Below are 19,086 nucleotides of genomic sequence, written 5' to 3' on the forward strand. Positions count from 1 at the left end.
TTCATGCCATCAGCAAGAATTACTGCTGCTGTGAAGACTGGATCGCGGTCAGAGCGATGGTGTAGACGATATCGTCTACCAGCGCGCCACGAGACAGGTCGTTCACCGGCTTGCGCATACCCTGCAGCATCGGCCCGATGGAGATCAGGTCGGCAGAACGCTGTACCGCTTTGTAGGTGGTGTTACCGGTGTTCAGATCCGGGAAGATGAACACGGTAGCGCGACCTGCAACCGGAGAGTTCGGTGCTTTGGATTTTGCTACGTCAGCCATAACAGCGGCGTCGTACTGCAGCGGGCCGTCGATCATCAGGTCAGGACGTTTTTCCTGTGCCAGACGAGTTGCTTCGCGAACTTTCTCTACGTCGCTACCTGCACCAGAGGTGCCGGTGGAGTAGGAGAGCATTGCAACGCGCGGTTCGATACCGAAAGCAATGGCGGATTCAGCGGACTGAATCGCGATCTCTGCCAGCTGTTCTGCAGTCGGATCCGGGTTGATCGCGCAGTCGCCGTAAACGTAAACCTGTTCAGGCAGCAGCATGAAGAACACGGAAGACACCAGAGAGCTACCCGGCGCAGTTTTGATCAGCTGCAGCGGCGGACGAATGGTGTTCGCAGTGGTGTGAACCGCACCGGAAACCAGGCCGTCTACGTCGTCCTGTTCCAGCATCAGGGTACCGAGAACCACGTTGTCTTCCAGCTGTTCGCGGGCAACGGTTTCGGTCATGCCTTTGTTCTTACGCAGTTCGACCAGGCGAGCCACGTAGCTTTCGCGAACCACATCCGGATCAACGATTTCAACGCCAGCGCCCAGTTCAACACCCTGAGAGGCCGCAACGCGGTTGATTTCGTCCGGGTTACCCAGCAGGACGCAGGTTGCGATGCCGCGTTCCGCACAGATAGCGGCCGCTTTAACGGTACGCGGTTCGTCGCCTTCCGGCAGAACAACGCGTTTGCCCGCTTTACGCGCCAGCTCGGTCAGCTGGTAGCGGAATGCCGGCGGAGACAGACGACGGCTGTGTTCAGAGGTCGCAGTCAGGGAATCAATCCATTCCGGATTGATAAAGTTGGCAACGTATTCCTGAACTTTCTCGATGCGCTCGCGGTCATCAACTGGAACTTCCAGGTTGAAGCTCTGCAGGCTCAGAGAGGTCTGCCAGGTGTTGGTGTTCACCATGAATACCGGCAGGCCGGTAGCGAATGCACGCTCACACAGCTTGCTGATGCGCGGATCCATGTCGTAGCCGCCGGTCAGCAGCAGGGCACCGATTTCCACGCCGTTCATCGCGGCCAGGCAGGCTGCAACCAGCACGTCCGGACGGTCTGCGGAGGTTACCAGCAGGGAACCTGCACGGAAGTGCTCCAGCATGTGCGGGATGCTACGCGCACAGAAGGTTACGGACTTCACGCGGCGGGTGTTGATATCGCCTTCGTTGATCACGGTGGCGTTCAGGTGACGCGCCATATCGATCGCGCGAGTGGCGATCAGATCGAAGCTCCACGGTACCGCGCCTAGTACTGGCAGCGTGCTGTGGCCTTTCAGCTGTTCAGCGTCGATTTTCACGACCTGCGCTTTGGATGAGTCGTCGAAGATCTCAGACAGATCCGGGCGAGTACGGCCCTGTTCATCAACCGGTGCGTTCAGTTTGTTCACGATAACGCCGGTGATGTTGGTGTTTTTCGCGCCGCCGAAGCTGTTGCGAGTCAGTTCAATACGCTCGTTCAGCTGTTCCGGAGTGTCGGTACCCTGAGACATGACGAAGACGATTTCCGCGTTCAGCGTTTTCGCGATTTCGTAGTTCAGAGACTGAGCGAACTGGTGTTTACGGGTTGGGACCAGGCCTTCAACCAGCACCACTTCTGCATCTTTGCTGTTCGCGTGGTAGTTAGCGATGATCTCTTCCATCAGCACATCTTTCTGATTGCTGGAGAGCAGCGTTTCTACATGGCTCATCTTCAGCGGTTCAGCCGCTGTCGTCGTTGATGAGTTTGCGCGAACGATAGTGGTAGTCTGGTCAGGCGCATCGCCACCGGAACGTGGTTGAGCGATAGGCTTAAAGACGCTCAGACGAACGCCTTTGCGTTCCATAGCACGGATCACGCCAAGGCTGACGCTGGTCAGGCCGACGCTGGTTCCGGTAGGGATCAGCATAATAGTACGGGACACGGTTTATCCTCTTTCGTTACCGCCGCGTTGGGCGGGTTACAAAACAGCACCGCCAGCATTGCTGGCGGTGTGGAATCAGGCAGTCAGGCGGTGTGCGTCTTGCGCGATGACCAGCTCTTCGTTAGTTGGAATAACGATAGCAGGGCGGGTGCCTTCTTTGTTGATGAAGCCAGACTTGCCGAAGCGGGCAGCCAGGTTACGTTCGTGATCAACTTCGAAGCCCAGAACGCCCAGTTTGCCCAGGGACAGTTCACGCACCATTGCCGCGTTTTCACCAATACCACCGGTGAAGATAACCGCGTCCAGACGACCGTCCATCAGTGCAGTGTAAGCGCCGATGTATTTCGCCAGACGGTGGCAGTAAACGTCCATTGCACGTTTAGCGTCTTCTTTATCTTTGTAGTTGTCTTCTACATAACGGCAGTCGCTGGTCACTTCGGTCAGACCCAGCAGGCCGGACTCTTTGGTCAGCAGCTTGTTGATCTGGTCGATGCTCATGCCCAGGGTGTCATGCAGATGGAAAATGATAGCCGGGTCGATATCGCCAGAGCGAGTACCCATCACCAGACCTTCCAGCGGGGTCAGACCCATGGAGGTGTCTACGCACACGCCGTTACGGATAGCGGAAACGGAACCGCCGTTGCCCAGGTGGCAGGTGATGATGTTAACTTCTTCAACCGGTTTGTTCAGAACTTTCGCGGCTTCCTGAGTCACATAGAAGTGGCTGGTGCCGTGCGCGCCGTAGCGACGGATGCCGTGTTCTTTGTACAGGCTGTACGGCAGAGCATACAGGTAAGATTCTTCCGGCATGGTCTGGTGGAACGCGGTATCGAATACAGCAACGTTCTTGTCTTTCAGCTGCGGGAAGGATTTCAGCGCTTCGGCGATACCGATCAGGTGAGCCGGGTTGTGCAGCGGAGCGAAAGAGGCAGAATCTTTGATGCCCTGGATAACGGATTCGTCGATCACAACGGAGCTGGTGTACTTCTCGCCGCCGTGTACGATACGGTGGCCGATCGCGGTCAGCTGAGCAGACAGTTCTGGTTTTTGTGCCAGAATTGTATTAACGATGAAGTTCAGCGCTTCACTGTGAGCGGCGCCTGCACCTAAAGCCGCTTCTTGTTTACCGCCGTCCATTTTCCACTTGATACGTGCTTCTGGAAGATGGAAACATTCGGCTAAACCAGAGAGGTATTCTTCACCATTAACTGCATCGATGATTGCAAATTTCAGTGAGGAGCTACCGCAGTTCAGAACCAGTACTAACTTACTCGACATGGAAGTACCTATTTATGATACGTGGCTAAAAAAACGTCAATGAGTCATTAAGCGTAGCGCAGGATGACACCGACATTTATGATTAACATCATGCCCGGAACACTTTTCAGGCATGATCTAAGAAATACATATTGATTCTAAGCCATTTTGCATAATTTTCAGCCAATGGCAGAATATGCGATAATTTGATGTGCCGGAGTGTATAGAATCAGGTTATCTCAGGCTGGCACAGGATACCCGATTGCCGGGCCTATGCCAAAATTTTTTGAACGATGTCATACCCAGTTGTTGTTTTGCAAAAATATTTTAATTTTTATACGAGAAGTTGAGGTTAGCCATGTCGACTCCCGAGCAACGCCCGGTCAGTTTTTTCAGTTTGTTTAGCCGGGGGCAGCACTATGCAAAGACGTGGCCGCTGGAAAAACGTCTTGCGCCGGTGTTTGTTGAGAATCGCGTGATTCGCGCGACGCGCCATGCGATACGCCTGATGCCACCGCTGGCGATTTTTACGCTCTGCTGGCAAATCGCCCTGGGTGGTCAGCTTGGCCCCGCGGTGGCCACGGCGCTCTTTGCGCTGAGCCTGCCGATGCAAGGTCTGTGGTGGTTGGGTAAGCGTTCCGTCACGCCATTGCCGCCGTCAATCCTGCAGTGGTTCTATGAAGTGCGCGGCAAATTACAGGAAGCCGGGCAGGCGCTCGCGCCGGTCGAAGGAAAGCCGGATTACCAGGCGCTGGCTGACACGCTTAAGCGCGCCTTCAAACAACTGGATAAAACTTTCCTCGATGATTTGTAATTGATAGCGAAAAACGCATATAAAAGAAGACACAAACCTTGTGTCTTTTTTTTTATGCTGCAAAGCGCAACAGGAGTCGAAAAATGGAAATGACCCATGCTCAACGTCTGATTTTGTCCAATCAGTACAAAATGATGACTATGCTTGATCCCGACAACGCTGAGCGCTACCGCCGCCTGCAGACCATTATCGAACGTGGTTATGGTTTACAGATGCGTGAACTGGACCGTGAATTTGGCGAACTCAAAGAAGAGACCTGTCGTATCGTTATCGACATCATGGAGATGTACCACGCGCTGCACGTCTCCCGGACCAACCTGAAAGACGCCGACACCATTGATGAACGTCGTGTCACTTTCCTCGGCTTTGATGCGGCGACCGAAGCGCGTTTCCTGGGCTATGTCCGCTTTATGGTGAATGTGGAAGGCCGCTATACCCACTTTGATGCGGGGACTCACGGCTTCAACGCGCAGACCCCGATGTGGGACAAATACCAGCGCATGCTGAACGTCTGGCACGGGTGCCCGCGCCAGTATCATCTGAGCAGCAACGAAATTAATCAGATCATTAACGCCTGATGGAGGCCGCTGTGCAGTGCAAAGGTTTCCTGTTTGATTTAGACGGTACGCTGGTGGATTCACTGCCGGTGGTTGAGCGTTCCTGGCAGTTTTGGGCGGAAAGCTACGGCGTTGATCCGCAAGCGGTTCTGGACTTTATTCACGGCAAACAGGCGATCACCACGCTGCGTCATTTTATGCCGGATAAATCGGAGGCGGAAATTCAGGCCGAGTTTCTGCGGCTGGAACAGATAGAAGCGAACGATCTCGACGGTATTCGTGCGCTGCCTGGCGCGGTGGCGCTGCTCCAGCATCTTGATGCGCAAAGCGTTCAATGGGCCATCGTTACCTCTGGCTCCATTCCGGTCGCCCATGCGCGTCATCGCGCGGCGGGCCTGCCGACGCCTGCGGTGTTCGTCACCGCCGAGCAAGTCAAACGCGGAAAGCCGCAACCGGACGCCTATTTACTGGGTGCCGAACTGCTGGGTCTGCCACCGCAGGCGTGTCTGGTCGTCGAAGATGCGCTGGCGGGTGTACAGTCGGGGTTAGCGGCGGGCTGCCATGTCGCCGCCGTGAACGTACCGCCGGAGACGCCCGAGCTGCTGGAGGTCGACTTTGTCCTCTCGACGCTGGCGTCGCTGCGGGTTGAAAAACAGGCTGATGGCTGGGTCAACGTCTCGCAGAATGCATGATCTTATGATTTAGCCCCACATCGTTGGGGCTTTTTTCTGTCACTATAGTCAACGGCTTTTTACTTGAACAACTTACCGCTTATTTGATGACAAGGATGTGCTGTGAACGGTGAACTGATTTGGGTGCTATGTCTGCTTGCAATTGCGGTGGTGCTTTTCGCCACCGGCAAGGTGCGCATGGATGCGATCGCGCTGGGCATCATTGTGGCCTTTGTGCTCAGCGGCACGCTGACCCTAAGCGAAGCTTTTTCTGGCTTCAGCGACCCTAACGTGATTTTGATTGCCGCGCTGTTTATTATCGGCGACGGCCTCGTGCGCACCGGTGTGGCGACCAACATGGGCTCCTGGCTGGTACAGGTGGCGGGAAACAGCGAAACCAAAATGCTGGTATTCCTGATGTTAACCGTCGCCGGGTTGGGGGCGTTTATGAGCTCGACCGGCGTCGTCGCTATCTTTATCCCGGTGGTACTTAGCGTCTCGGCGCGCATGAATATTTCCCCTTCGCGTTTAATGATGCCGCTGAGCTTTGCCGGGCTTATCAGCGGTATGATGACGCTGGTGGCTACGCCGCCTAACCTGGTTATCAACAGTGAGCTTATTCGTGAGGGGCTTGAGGGTTTCAGCTTCTTTAGCGTCACGCCAATTGGTCTGGTGGTGCTGGTCTTCGGCATCCTCTATATGCTGGTCATGCGCTTTTTACTGAAGGGCGATGATGGCAGCCAGCCGCGGGATAGCCGTAAACGCAGCACCTTCCGCGATCTGATTAAAGAATATCACCTGACCGGCCGTGCCCGTCGTCTGGCGATTCGTCCCGGCTCGCCGATGATTGGTCAGCGTCTCGACGACATGAAGCTGCGCGAGCGCTATGGCGCCAACATTATCGGGGTGGAACGCTGGCGTCGTTTTCGCCGGGTGATTGTGAACGTTAATGGGGTATCTGAGTTTCGCGCGCGCGACGTGCTGCTGATTGATATGTCCGCCGCTGAAATCGACCTGCGTCAGTTCTGTAGCGAGCAGATGCTCGAGCCGATGGTGCTGCGCGGCGAGTATTTCTCCGATCAGGCGCTGGACGTCGGGATGGCGGAAGTGTCGCTGATTCCAGAGTCCGAACTGATTGGTAAAACCATTCGTGAAATGGGCTTCCGTACCCGTTACGGTCTGAACGTCGTGGGGATGAAACGCGATGGCGAAGCGCTCGATGGCTCGGTCGTGGATGAGTCACTGCAGTTGGGCGACATTGTGCTGGTGGTCGGCAACTGGAAGCAGATAAGCCAGCTGGCGCAGAATGGCCGCGATTTCGTGGTCCTCAATCTGCCGGTTGAAGTGAGCGATGCATCACCGGCGCACAGCCAGGCGCCGCACGCCATCTTTTGCCTGGTGTTGATGGTCGCGCTGATGCTCACCGATGAAATTCCTAACCCCATTGCCGCGATTATCGCCTGTCTGCTGATGGGCAAATTCCGCTGTATCGATGCCCAGAGCGCCTATAAATCAATTCACTGGCCGAGCATTATCCTGATCGTCGGGATGATGCCGTTCGCGTTAGCGCTGCAAAAAACCGGCGGTGTCGATCTGGTGGTAAAAGGGCTGATGGACGTCGGCGGCGGGCAGGGGCCTTATCTGATGCTGGGCTGTCTGTTCGTCATGTGCGCGGCGATTGGTTTGTTTATCTCTAATACGGCCACGGCGGTGCTGATGGCGCCGATTGCGCTGGCGACGGCAAAATCGATGGGAGTGTCGCCCTATCCGTTTGCGATGATCGTCGCGATGGCGGCCTCGGCGGCCTTTATGACGCCAGTGTCGTCACCGGTAAACACCCTGGTACTGGGGCCCGGAAGATACAGCTTCAGCGACTTCGTCAAAATCGGCGTGCCGTTTACGGTGCTGGTGATGATTATCTGCGTGATACTGGTGCCGATTTTATTCCCGTTCTGATGAACGGGATAGGTAGGCCGGATGGCGACGTAAACGTCTTATCCGGCCTACAAACTCACCGTCGTCGGGGGGATTAAAGCGGCGAGTCCTGGCTTATTTCATCCAGTGAAAGATGGAAGCTGGGTACGAACACTGCCATAAAGTAATCCATCTCTTCGCTGCGCCGTGAGGCCAGCGTTTTCTCCAGACGACCTTTCGCCAGCAGGAATTCGTTGTTACCGGCTGATAGCTCTTCCAGGCACTTCAGGTAGGCGCACAGGGCGTCTGCCTGCTTCACAATCGCTTTCTCTTCTTCGCTGCTTTGATGTTCGTCGACAAGCGGCGCAAAAATATCGCGCAGCTCGTCCGGTACCATCTCAATGAGCTTCTGCTGGGCGATTTTTTCTATTGCCTTGTACTCCTGGGCAATCTGAGAGTTGAAATACTTGACCGGGGTCGGCAGATCGCCGGTCAGCACTTCGGAAGCGTCGTGATACATCGCCAGCAGTGCAATACGTTCGGCGTTGAGCTGGCCGTTAAACTTGCGGTTTTTAATGGCGGCGAGCGCGTGAGCGACCATCGCGACCTGAAGGCTGTGTTCAGAGACGTTCTCGGTGCGCACGTTGCGCATCAGCGGCCAGCGGTTAATTAACTTCAGGCGGGAGAGGTGGGCAAAAAAATGACTCTGATTCATAACAACCCTTACTCAGTAGCTTTAGTAAAGGCATTGTGCGCAGAGATGGCCGCCGGATGCAAATGCCGGCGGCCAATTCAGATGATGATTACAGCTGGTGATAGCCTGAGAGGAAGCGACCAAAACGGGTGATGGCCATTTCCAGATCGTCCTCACGCGGCAGGGTGACGATACGGACGTGATCCGGCCACGGCCAGTTAAAGGCAGTGCCCTGAACCAGCAGGACTTTTTCCTGTAACAGGAAGTCCAGCACCATGCGCTGATCGTCATGAATATTGAAGCGTTTCGCGTCGATTTTCGGGAACATATACAGCGCGCCCTGTGGCTTGACACAGGAAACGCCGGGGATCTCGTTAATCAGCTCCCACGCGCGGTTACGCTGTTCGTACAGACGTCCGCCCGGCGTAATAAATTCACTGATACTCTGATAGCCGCCCAGTGCGGTCTGAATCGCGTGCTGCGCCGGAACGTTGGCGCACAGGCGCATCGAGGCCAGCATTTCCAGCCCTTCAATGTAGCCTTTCGCGTGTTTCTTCGGCCCGTTGAGCACCATCCAGCCCTGACGGAAACCGGCCACACGATAGGTCTTGGATAAACCGTTGAAGGTCACGGTCAGCAGATCCGGCGCCAGGGCGGCAATCGAGTGATGCTGCGCCGCGTCATAGAGGATCTTGTCGTAGATTTCGTCGGCGAAGATGATCAGATTGTGCTCGCGGGCGATCTCCACGATCTCCATCAGCAGCTCTTTTGAGTATACCGCGCCGGTAGGGTTGTTCGGGTTGATGATCACGATGCCACGCGTGCGTGGGGTAATTTTCGCGCGGATATCGTCGAGGTCCGGGAACCAGCCGGCGGACTCATCGCACAGATAGTGCACCGCATTACCGCTGGATAATGACACTGCCGCTGTCCACAGCGGATAGTCCGGAGCCGGTACCAGCATTTCGTCGCCGCTATTGAGCAGCGCCTGCATGGCCTGCACGATAAGCTCGGAAACGCCGTTGCCAATGTAAATGTCTTCTACCGTGACGTCACGCATACCGCGCGCCTGGTAGTGCTGCATAATGGCCTTACGCGCGGAATAGAGACCTTTGGAGTCGCAATAACCCTGCGCCGTCGGCAGGTTGCGGATCACGTCGACCAGAATTTCATCCGGCGCGTCAAACCCGAAAGGCGCCGGGTTGCCGATATTCAGTTTAAGAACTTTGTTGCCTTCTTCTTCAAGGCGTTTGGCCTCTTTGAGTACCGGGCCGCGAATGTCGTAACAAACGTTGTCTAATTTTCTGGATTTTTCGATGGGGGACATGAACCTTTGACCTTTTTAGCTGTTATTGCCACTCCCTGCCGTGGAAGTCAGCACCGAACAATGTACTCCCCATCCCCGCCGTTTTGAAGGGTTAGCAGTAGAAGATTTTGTTCATTTTTTGTCGTTGGAACATTGTTTTTTACTGGGGAATGACGGCTGTCTTTGTTTGATGTTTTGTTAATTTATTGTTTTGCAGTTCGATATGCCATCATTTCTCGATAAAGTGGTTTTTATGTCTAAGAAAAAAGAAATGGTTTAGCTTAGGTATCGTTGGCCAGGATATACTTTAAGCCTGCTTCAACCATTTTAATTTAAAATAAAATCCCAACAAATAAGGATTAGTAATGATACCTACTTTTGTGAAGTTGATGTTAATGGCGGCATCCGATAAAGATTAATATTTTTTTATATTTTGAAAAGTAATGAATGTGATTTGTTAGATTTCTTAAATTGTTTTGATTCTGAACCTTTTTTCCCTTTGAGATACAGCTTATTTAGGCTTATAAATCTTATGGTTTTCGGTTAATATGTTATGGTTAGTAAGACCCTTAAGAGTTAGTTTCGTTGATGATTATCAATGATTGTTTTTATAACTCACTGTTATTCATCATGTTTACTGGCTTATTTTAAAACGTACAGCAATCTTCCTGGCGCATTATCGTGACGACGCTTCTTGCCACTTCCTACGCAAGGCTTCGCTCGGGGGGAGTCCGATAAATAGCTACAGGCTAAAGGATATATTGTTAAAAGGAACTGTTGCTGACTCTGGCAACAGACAATTTTAATACTGACACTCGTCAGGCAGTCATTCGTCAGCGATTGGTGAAAGATGATTAAAGGATTAGCCTGAAATTTTTGAGTGCAGCATCAATAAGGCAGGCCGGTCTCCGAACCTGTAAGTGGATTAATATGATAAATGCCAATCGTCCGATACTGAACCTCGATCTCGATCTGCTGAGAACGTTTGTTGCTGTTGCCGATCTGAGTACCTTTGCCGCCGCCGCCGCTGCGGTATGTCGAACCCAATCCGCCGTGAGCCAGCAGATGCAGCGTCTGGAGCAGCTGGTGGGAAAGGAGCTCTTCGCCCGTCATGGGCGAAATAAGCTGCTGACGGAGCATGGAATCCAGCTGTTGGGCTATGCGCGAAAAATTCTGCGATTTAATGATGAAGCATGCACGTCGCTAATGTTTAGTCCGCTTCAGGGGCAACTGACGCTGGGCTCATCTGATGAATCGGCGGACACCATTCTTCCTTTTTTACTAAACCGAATTAGCTCGGCCTATCCGAAGCTGGCTCTTGACGTGCGCGTGAAGCGTCATAGCGTTATGGGCGATATGTTGCGGAACAAAGAGGTCGACCTGGCGCTGACCACGCATCCGCTGGAAGGCTTTACCTCGACGGTGCTGCGTACCTCACCTACGCTTTGGTACTGTGCGTCCGAATTTATGCTGCGTCCTGAAGAGCCGCTGCCGCTGGTGCTGCTTGACGATCCGAGCCCGTTCCGCGATACGATTATTAAAACGCTGGATGCCGCAGGCATGCCATGGCGATTGGCCTATGTCGCCTCGACGCTCTCAGCCGTTCGCGCGGCGGTGAAGGCAGGGCTTGGCGTCACTGCGCGTCCGGTGGAAATGATGAGTCCGGATCTGCGTGCGTTGGGTAAAGGCGAGGGGATGCCGGAGCTGCCGGAAACCGAATATATGCTGAGCTATGATGCGCAGAGTGAAAACGAGCTGACGCAGATGATCTTCCAGTCTCAGGAACCGCGCCACAATCCCTGGCCCTCAGCGGGAATGTATACCCCGGAAGACGGAGAAAATACCCTCATGTTTGAAAGGGACATTGATTAACATTCCGGTTGAAAAGTGGTAACAAAATGTAAGTGCAAAAAAGAATCGTAGACGATAAAAAACGAGTTTGCGGTTCTTTTTTTGTGCTTTTGCGATACCGAAGAAAAAATGAATCTAATAATGTGATAATAATCATGTAATTAGAAATATTTCATCCATCAATTCCCCCTTCACCAAACGCGATGTCATATCACCTGCTAATGTTAAAAAAACGGATAGATTGTTGCCGTTTTACAGGGCGAATTAACAAAAGCGTGTCTTAGATCAAGAAAATACCTCTCTTTGGGGGGATGAATCATCAGAAAATCCTGTCAAAATAGAGGGGTAATTCCGGTTAATGCTACAATACGGACACGATTCAACAACAGGTAAACCGTAAGGTCTTCTGAAGCGAATCGAATCAAAGGGCACGTAATGTTAATGAAATACCTTTGATGTAAATTAATGTGAGGAAACTTTTGTTAAAGTTGACAAAAGGTTATAGAAAGGAGTAAAAAACCTCAACATTTTGCGGTCTACGTTTCCAATTGGGCTGTTTGTAGGTTTTTTAATCCTCCCCATGAATCGATGTAGCGTCCATCTGCCGGTAAGAGCAGAGCAGGTCGTGCTACTTATTTGGTAAAGCTTTGCGTATGTCAACATCCACTGAAATCATCGCTCATCACTGGGCATTCGCTATCTTTCTGATCATTGCCATTGGCCTGTGTTGCCTGATGTTAATCGGCGGCTGGTACCTTGGCGGTCGCGCGCGCGCGCGAAGCAAAAACACCCCGTTTGAATCGGGTATCGACTCCGTTGGCTCCGCACGTTTGCGCCTGTCGGCCAAGTTTTATCTGGTCGCGATGTTCTTCGTCATCTTCGACGTGGAAGCGCTCTACCTGTACGCCTGGTCAACGTCCATCCGTGAAAGCGGTTGGGTTGGCTTTATCGAAGCCGCCATTTTCATATTTGTGCTGCTCGCCGGCCTGGTTTACCTCGTTCGCATTGGCGCGCTGGATTGGACGCCAGCACGTTCTCGCCGCACGCTGGTTAACCCAGAAACCGACAGCGTCACTAACCGTAATACGCAGTAAAAGCGAGGCAATAAGATGGATTATACGCTCACCCGCATAGATCCTAACGGTGAGAACGACCGTTACCCTCTGCAAAAGCAGGAGATTGTCACCGATCCCCTGGAGCAAGAGGTGAACAAAAGCGTGTATATGGGGAAACTCGAACACGCGATGCACGATATGGTCAACTGGGGTCGTAAGAACTCAATCTGGCCATACAACTTCGGCCTTTCTTGCTGCTACGTTGAAATGGTGACGTCATTCACTGCGGTGCATGACGTTGCGCGTTTTGGTGCGGAAGTTCTGCGTGCCTCCCCGCGTCAGGCAGACCTGATGGTGGTGGCGGGAACCTGTTTCACCAAAATGGCCCCGGTTATTCAGCGCCTGTATGACCAGATGCTGGAGCCGAAATGGGTTATCTCGATGGGTGCCTGCGCCAACTCCGGCGGCATGTACGACATCTACTCCGTGGTGCAGGGCGTCGATAAGTTTATTCCTGTCGATGTGTATATCCCTGGCTGCCCACCCCGTCCGGAAGCCTACATGCAGGCGCTGATGCTGCTGCAGGAATCGATTGGTAAAGAGCGTCGCCCGCTGTCATGGGTGGTTGGCGATCAGGGCGTTTACCGCGCCAATATGCAGTCGGAACGCGAGCGTAAACGCGGCGAACGCATTGCAGTGACCAATCTGCGCACGCCTGACGAGATTTAATTTGCGCCTGCGGGCGGTGGCATTTTGACTTCGCAGATCAACATACAACAGCGCGAAGGCCACTCCCGGCAGTCACCACGGACCTTTTGCAATGGTGAACAATATGACCGATTTAACCGCGCAAGAAGCGGCCGCATGGCAAACCCGCGATCACCTTGATGATCCGGTCATCGGCGAACTGCGCAACCGTTTTGGGCCGGATGCATTTACCGTTCAGGCCACCCGCACCGGGGTTCCTGTCGTTTGGGTTAAGCGTGAACAGCTGCTGGAAATTGTCGATTTCCTGAAGAAGTTGCCGAAACCTTACGTCATGCTGTTCGACCTGCACGGTATGGACGAACGCCTGCGTACTCACCGCGACGGTTTACCGGCCGCGGATTTTTCCGTTTTCTACCACCTGATCTCCATCGACCGCAACCGCGACATCATGCTCAAGGTAGCGCTGTCTGAAAACGATCTGAACATACCGACGCTGACCAAACTTTTCCCGAACGCCAACTGGTATGAGCGTGAAACCTGGGAAATGTTCGGCATCACCTTTAACGGCCACCCGAACCTGCGTCGCATCATGATGCCGCCGACCTGGGAAGGCCACCCGCTGCGTAAAGACTACCCGGCGCGCGCCACCGAATTCGATCCGTTTGAGCTGACCAAAGCCAAGCAGGATCTGGAGATGGAAGCGCTGACCTTCAAACCGGAAGAGTGGGGGATGAAGCGCGGCACCGAAAACGAGGACTTCATGTTCCTCAACCTCGGTCCGAACCACCCGTCTGCGCACGGTGCATTCCGTATTATTCTGCAGCTTGATGGCGAAGAGATTGTCGACTGCGTACCGGACATCGGCTACCACCACCGTGGCGCTGAGAAGATGGGCGAACGTCAGTCCTGGCACAGCTACATTCCGTACACTGACCGTATCGAGTACCTCGGCGGCTGCGTGAACGAAATGCCGTACGTGCTGGCGGTGGAGAAACTGGCGGGGATTACCGTGCCGGATCGCGTCAACGTGATTCGCGTGATGCTCTCTGAACTGTTCCGCATCAACAGCCACCTGCTGTACATCTCAACGTTCATTCAGGACGTCGGCGCGATGACCCCGGTCTTCTTCGCCTTTACCGACCGCCAGAAAATCTATGATCTGGTGGAAGCGATTACCGGTTTCCGTATGCACCCGGCCTGGTTCCGTATCGGCGGCGTCGCGCACGACCTGCCGCGCGGCTGGGATCGCCTGCTGCGTGAATTCCTTGAGTGGATGCCGAAGCGTCTTGATTCCTACGAGAAAGCGGCGCTGCGTAACACCATTCTGAAAGGCCGCTCCGTCGGCGTTGCTGCTTATACCGCCAAAGAAGCGCTGGAGTGGGGCACTACCGGTGCCGGCCTGCGTGCAACCGGTATCGGCTTCGACGTGCGTAAATGGCGTCCGTACTCTGGTTACGAAAACTTCGACTTCGAAATCCCGACCGGCGGTGGCGTTTCTGACTGCTACACCCGCGTGATGCTGAAAGTGGAAGAGCTGCGCCAGAGCCTGCGTATTCTTCAGCAGTGCCTCGACAATATGCCGGAAGGGCCGTTTAAGGCGGATCATCCGCTGACCACGCCGCCGCCGAAAGAGCGCACGCTGCAACACATCGAAACCCTGATTACCCACTTCCTGCAGGTTTCCTGGGGCCCGGTGATGCCGGCGCAGGAATCTTTCCAGATGGTGGAAGCCACCAAGGGTATCAACAGTTACTACCTGACCAGCGACGGCAGCACCATGAGCTACCGTACCCGAATCCGTACCCCGAGCTATGCGCACCTGCAGCAGATCCCGGCGGCGATTCGCGGCAGCCTGGTATCCGACCTGATCGTCTATCTGGGTAGTATCGATTTTGTTATGTCAGACGTGGACCGCTAATTATGCACGAGAATCAACAACCACAAACCGAGGCTTTTGAGCTGAGTGCGGCAGAGCGTGAAGCGATTGAGCACGAGATGCACCACTACGAAGACCCGCGTGCGGCGTCCATTGAAGCGCTGAAAATCGTTCAGAAGCAGCGCGGCTGGGTACCGGACGGCGCGATTTACGCTATCGCTGATGTGCTGGGTATTCCCGCAAGCGACGTAGAAGGCGTCGCGACCTTCTATAGCCAGATTTTCCGCCAGCCGGTAGGACGCCACGTTATTCGCTACTGCGACAGCGTGGTGTGCCACATTACGGGTTATCAGGGTATTCAGGCCGCCATTGAGAAGAAGCTGAACATCAAACCGGGTCAAACCACCTTTGATGGCCGTTTCACTCTGCTGCCGACCTGCTGCCTGGGCAACTGCGACAAGGGGCCGACCATGATGATTGATGAGGACACTCACAGCCATCTGACGCCGGAAGCCATTCCTGACCTACTGGAGCAGTATAAATAATGAAAAATATTATTCTGACTCCCGAAACCCATCCGCTGACCTGGCGTCTTCGCGACGACAAGCAGCCGGTATGGCTGGAAGAGTATCAGGCGAAAAACGGTTATGCCGGCGCGCGTAAAGCGCTCGGCGGCATGGCGCCGGACGAAATCGTCAACCAGGTCAAAGACGCTGGCCTGAAAGGGCGCGGCGGAGCGGGCTTTTCTACTGGCCTGAAGTGGAGCCTGATGCCGAAAGACGAATCCATGAACATCCGTTACCTGCTGTGTAACGCCGATGAAATGGAGCCGGGCACCTATAAAGACCGCCTGCTGATGGAACAGCTGCCGCACCTGCTGGTGGAAGGCATGCTGATTTCCGCGTTCGCCCTGAAGGCGTACCGCGGCTACATCTTCCTGCGCGGCGAATATATTGAAGCGGCACAGCATCTGCGTCGCGCCATTGCCGAAGCGACCGAAGCGGGGCTGCTTGGGAAAAATATCCTTGGTACCGGTTTTGATTTTGAGCTGTTCGTGCACACCGGGGCAGGGCGCTACATCTGCGGCGAAGAAACGGCGCTGATTAACTCCCTCGAAGGCCGTCGTGCTAACCCGCGCTCCAAGCCGCCGTTCCCTGCGAGCTCCGGCGTGTGGGGTAAACCCACCTGCGTCAACAACGTGGAAACGCTGTGTAACGTCCCGGCTATCCTGGCGAACGGCGTCGAGTGGTACCAGAACATCTCGAAGAGCAAAGATGCGGGTACCAAGCTGATGGGCTTCTCTGGCCGCGTGAAAAACCCGGGCCTCTGGGAGCTGCCGTTTGGCACCACTGCGCGTGAAATCCTTGAAGACTACGCTGGCGGCATGCGTGATGGCCTGAAATTCAAGGCCTGGCAGCCGGGCGGCGCGGGCACTGACTTCCTGACCGAAGCGCACCTTGATCTGCCGATGGAATTTGAAAGCATCGGTAAAGCGGGCAGCCGTCTGGGTACGGCGCTGGCGATGGCCGTCGACCACGAGATTGGCATGGTATCGCTGGTGCGTAACCTGGAAGAGTTCTTCGCCCGCGAGTCGTGCGGCTGGTGTACGCCGTGCCGCGACGGTCTGCCGTGGAGCGTGAAAATTCTGCGCGCCCTTGAAAAAGGGGAAGGGCAGCCTGGCGATATCGAGACACTTGAGCAACTGTGTCGATTCTTAGGCCCGGGGAAAACCTTCTGCGCGCATGCGCCTGGCGCGGTTGAACCGCTGCAGAGCGCCATTAAATATTTCCGCGACGAATTCGAGGCAGGCATTAAGCAGCAGTTCAGCAACACTCATGCAATTCATGGGATTCAGCCGAACCTGCTTAAGACGCGCTGGTAATCTAAAGATTTATTTATTTTGGAAGCACGCTAATGGCTACGATTCATGTAGACGGCAAAGAATACGAGGTTAATGGAGCGGACAACCTGCTACAGGCATGTCTCTCTATGGGCCTTGATATTCCGTACTTTTGCTGGCACCCGGCGCTTGGGAGCGTCGGTGCTTGCCGCCAGTGTGCGGTGAAGCAATATCAGAACGCGGAAGACACGCGTGGTCGCCTGGTGATGTCCTGTATGACTCCGGCATCCGACGGCACCTTTATTTCTATCGACGACGCAGAAGCGAAGCAGTTCCGCGAGAGCGTGGTGGAGTGGTTGATGACTAACCACCCGCACGACTGTCCGGTCTGTGAAGAGGGCGGTAACTGCCACCTTCAGGATATGACCGTGATGACCGGCCATAGCTTCCGTCGCTATCGCTTTACTAAACGTACCCACCGTAATCAGGACCTGGGGCCGTTCATCTCTCACGAAATGAACCGCTGCATCGCCTGCTATCGCTGCGTGCGTTACTACAAAGATTACGCTGACGGCACCGACCTGGGTGTATACGGCGCACACGATAACGTCTACTTCGGTCGTCCGGAAGACGGTACCCTGGAAAGCGAATTTTCCGGTAACCTGGTCGAAATTTGCCCGACCGGCGTGTTTACCGACAAAACGCATTCCGAGCGCTACAACCGTAAGTGGGATATGCAGTTTGCGCCAAGCATCTGCCAGCAATGTTCGCTGGGCTGTAACACCAGCCCGGGTGAACGTTACGGCGAACTGCGTCGTATCGAAAACCGTTACAACGGTACCGTTAACCACTACTTCCTCTGCGACCGTGGTCGTTTCGGCTATGGCTATGTGAACCTGAAAGACCGTCCGCGTCAGCCGGTTCAGCGCCGTGGCGATGACCTCATAACCCTCAACGCCGAGCAGGCGATGCAGGGCGCGGCAGATATTCTGCGCCAGTCGAAGAAAGTGATCGGTATCGGCTCCCCGCGCGCCAGCATCGAAAGCAACTTCGCGCTGCGCGAGCTGGTTGGGGCGGAAAACTTCTATACCGGTATCGCCGAGGGCGAGCAGGAACGTCTGCAACTGGTACTGAAAGTGCTGCGTGAAGGCGGTATTCATACCCCAGCGCTGCGCGAAATTGAATCCTATGATGCGGTGCTGGTGTTGGGTGAAGACCTGACGCAAACCGGCGCTCGCGCGGCTCTGGCGGTACGTCAGGCGGTGAAAGGCAAAGCGCGTGAAATGGCGGCGGCGCAGAAAGTGGCTGACTGGCAGATTGCGGCGATCCTCAACATCGGCCAGCGCGCGAAGCATCCGCTGTTTGTCACCAACGTCGACGATACCCGTCTTGACGACATCGCGGCGTGGACCTACCGCGCGCCGGTGGAAGATCAGGCACGCCTTGGTTTTGCTATCGCGCATGCGCTGGACAATAGCGCGCCGGCCGTTGAAGGCCTGGATCGCGACCTGCAAAACAAGATCGACGTGATCGTCCAGGCGCTGGCCGGGGCGAAGAAACCGCTGATCGTTTCCGGCACCAACGCCGGTAGCGCGGAGATTATTCAGGCGGCTGCCAACGTGGCGAAAGCGCTGAAGGGCCGTGGCGCCGACGTTGGCGTAACCATGATCGCACGTGCGGTGAACAGCATTGGTCTGGGCATGATTGGCGGCGGTTCTCTGGAAGCGGCGTTAAGCGAGCTGGAAACCGGCGCGGCAGACGCGGTCGTGGTGCTGGAAAACGACCTGCATCGCCACGCTTCTGCGGCACGCGTTGACGCCGCGCTCGCCAAAGCGCCGCTGGTGATGGTGATTGACCATCAGCGCACCGCGATTATGGACAAAGCGCACCTGGTGCTCTCTGCGGCAAGCTTCGCAGAAAGCGACGGTACCGTTATCAACAACGAAGGCCGCGCACAGCGTTTCTTCCAGGTGTATGACCCGGCCTACTACGACAGCAACACCGTGATGCTGGAAAGCTGGCGCTGGCTGCACTCGCTGCACAGCACCGTGCAGAGCCGTGAAGTGGACTGGACGCAACTCGATCACGTTATTGATGCGGCTATCGAGAAGCTGCCGCAGCTGGCGGGCATTAAAAATGCCGCGCCGGACGCCAGCTTCCGTATCCGCGGTCAGAAACTGTCGCGTGAACCGCACCGCTACAGCGGTCGTACGGCGATGCGCGCCAACATCAGCGTGCACGAGCCGCGTCAGCCGCAGGATAAAGACACCATGTTTGCCTTCTCGATGGAAGGGAACAACCAGCCGTCAGCGCCGCGTTCGCAAATCCCGTTCGCCTGGGCGCCGGGCTGGAACTCCCCGCAGGCATGGAACAAGTTCC

15 protein-coding genes are annotated in these 19,086 nt (G+C 54.9%); 11 read left to right on the forward strand and 4 right to left on the reverse strand.

All coding sequences use genetic code 11. The features are described 5' to 3' along the window. Positions 1–19: 19 nt before the first annotated feature. Both pta and ackA read right to left on the reverse strand, forming a co-directional pair. Positions 20–2,164 carry a phosphate acetyltransferase gene (gene pta / locus ACW14G_RS14075; RefSeq protein WP_064543867.1) on the reverse strand — a complete coding sequence of 715 codons (2,145 nt, stop codon included), beginning with the start codon at positions 2,162–2,164 and terminating at the stop codon, positions 20–22. A 75-nt stretch (positions 2,165–2,239) separates the two neighbouring features. After that, positions 2,240–3,442: an acetate kinase gene (gene ackA / locus ACW14G_RS14080; RefSeq protein WP_455648644.1), complete on the reverse strand. Its 1,203-nt coding sequence runs from the start codon at positions 3,440–3,442 to the stop codon at positions 2,240–2,242. Positions 3,443–3,779: 337 nt separating this feature from the next. Here ackA and yfbV point away from each other — a divergent pair, with 337 nt between their 5' ends. The 4 genes from yfbV (at position 3,780) to ACW14G_RS14100 (ending at position 7,419) form a co-directional block, all read left to right on the forward strand. Continuing rightward, positions 3,780–4,235, forward strand: coding sequence for a terminus macrodomain insulation protein YfbV (yfbV, locus tag ACW14G_RS14085; RefSeq protein WP_064543871.1), 456 nt, complete (start codon positions 3,780–3,782; stop codon positions 4,233–4,235). Positions 4,236–4,318: 83 nt separating this feature from the next. Further along, entirely contained in the window at positions 4,319–4,813 is a 495-nt protein-coding gene (locus ACW14G_RS14090; RefSeq protein ID WP_455648645.1) for a YfbU family protein, read from the forward strand. An 11-nt stretch (positions 4,814–4,824) separates the two neighbouring features. Beyond that, positions 4,825–5,484 (forward strand): sugar phosphatase, encoded by a 660-nt coding sequence (locus tag ACW14G_RS14095; protein WP_167575345.1) that lies wholly within the window; start codon positions 4,825–4,827, stop codon positions 5,482–5,484. A gap of 102 nt (positions 5,485–5,586) precedes the next feature. Continuing rightward, on the forward strand, positions 5,587–7,419 hold the full coding sequence (locus ACW14G_RS14100; RefSeq protein ID WP_223803051.1) for an SLC13 family permease: 1,833 nt from the start codon (positions 5,587–5,589) through the stop codon (positions 7,417–7,419). Between the two features lie 73 nt (positions 7,420–7,492). Here the strand turns inward: ACW14G_RS14100 and yfbR are convergent, their stop codons facing one another. Both yfbR and alaA read right to left on the reverse strand, forming a co-directional pair. Then, on the reverse strand, positions 7,493–8,092 hold the full coding sequence (yfbR, locus tag ACW14G_RS14105; RefSeq protein WP_163448722.1) for a 5'-deoxynucleotidase: 600 nt from the start codon (positions 8,090–8,092) through the stop codon (positions 7,493–7,495). Between the two features lie 88 nt (positions 8,093–8,180). After that, a complete protein-coding gene (alaA, locus tag ACW14G_RS14110) occupies positions 8,181–9,398 on the reverse strand; it encodes an alanine transaminase AlaA (RefSeq protein WP_064543877.1) in 1,218 nt (405 codons plus the stop codon). Positions 9,399–10,307: 909 nt separating this feature from the next. Here alaA and lrhA point away from each other — a divergent pair. The 7 genes from lrhA to nuoG form a co-directional block, all read left to right on the forward strand. After that, entirely contained in the window at positions 10,308–11,249 is a 942-nt protein-coding gene (gene lrhA / locus ACW14G_RS14115; protein ID WP_163449086.1) for a transcriptional regulator LrhA, read from the forward strand. A gap of 626 nt (positions 11,250–11,875) precedes the next feature. Next, positions 11,876–12,322 (forward strand): NADH-quinone oxidoreductase subunit NuoA, encoded by a 447-nt coding sequence (gene nuoA, locus ACW14G_RS14120; RefSeq protein WP_064543881.1) that lies wholly within the window; start codon positions 11,876–11,878, stop codon positions 12,320–12,322. A 15-nt stretch (positions 12,323–12,337) separates the two neighbouring features. Further along, on the forward strand, positions 12,338–13,012 hold the full coding sequence (gene nuoB, locus ACW14G_RS14125) for an NADH-quinone oxidoreductase subunit NuoB (RefSeq protein WP_003861482.1): 675 nt from the start codon (positions 12,338–12,340) through the stop codon (positions 13,010–13,012). A gap of 91 nt (positions 13,013–13,103) precedes the next feature. Then, complete coding sequence (nuoC, locus tag ACW14G_RS14130; protein WP_163449085.1) at positions 13,104–14,909, forward strand: NADH-quinone oxidoreductase subunit C/D; 1,806 nt, start codon at positions 13,104–13,106, stop codon at positions 14,907–14,909. A 2-nt stretch (positions 14,910–14,911) separates the two neighbouring features. Next, entirely contained in the window at positions 14,912–15,412 is a 501-nt protein-coding gene (gene nuoE / locus ACW14G_RS14135; RefSeq protein ID WP_455648646.1) for an NADH-quinone oxidoreductase subunit NuoE, read from the forward strand. Continuing rightward, a complete protein-coding gene (gene nuoF / locus ACW14G_RS14140; RefSeq protein ID WP_065355793.1) occupies positions 15,412–16,749 on the forward strand; it encodes an NADH-quinone oxidoreductase subunit NuoF in 1,338 nt (445 codons plus the stop codon). The genes nuoE and nuoF overlap by 1 nt, the downstream gene beginning before the upstream one ends. Positions 16,750–16,781: 32 nt before the next feature. After that, positions 16,782–19,086 (forward strand): NADH-quinone oxidoreductase subunit NuoG (gene nuoG / locus ACW14G_RS14145; protein ID WP_455648647.1); only part of this gene is annotated, 2,305 nt, incomplete at its 3' end.

Source organism: Kluyvera sp. (assembly GCF_965301105.1).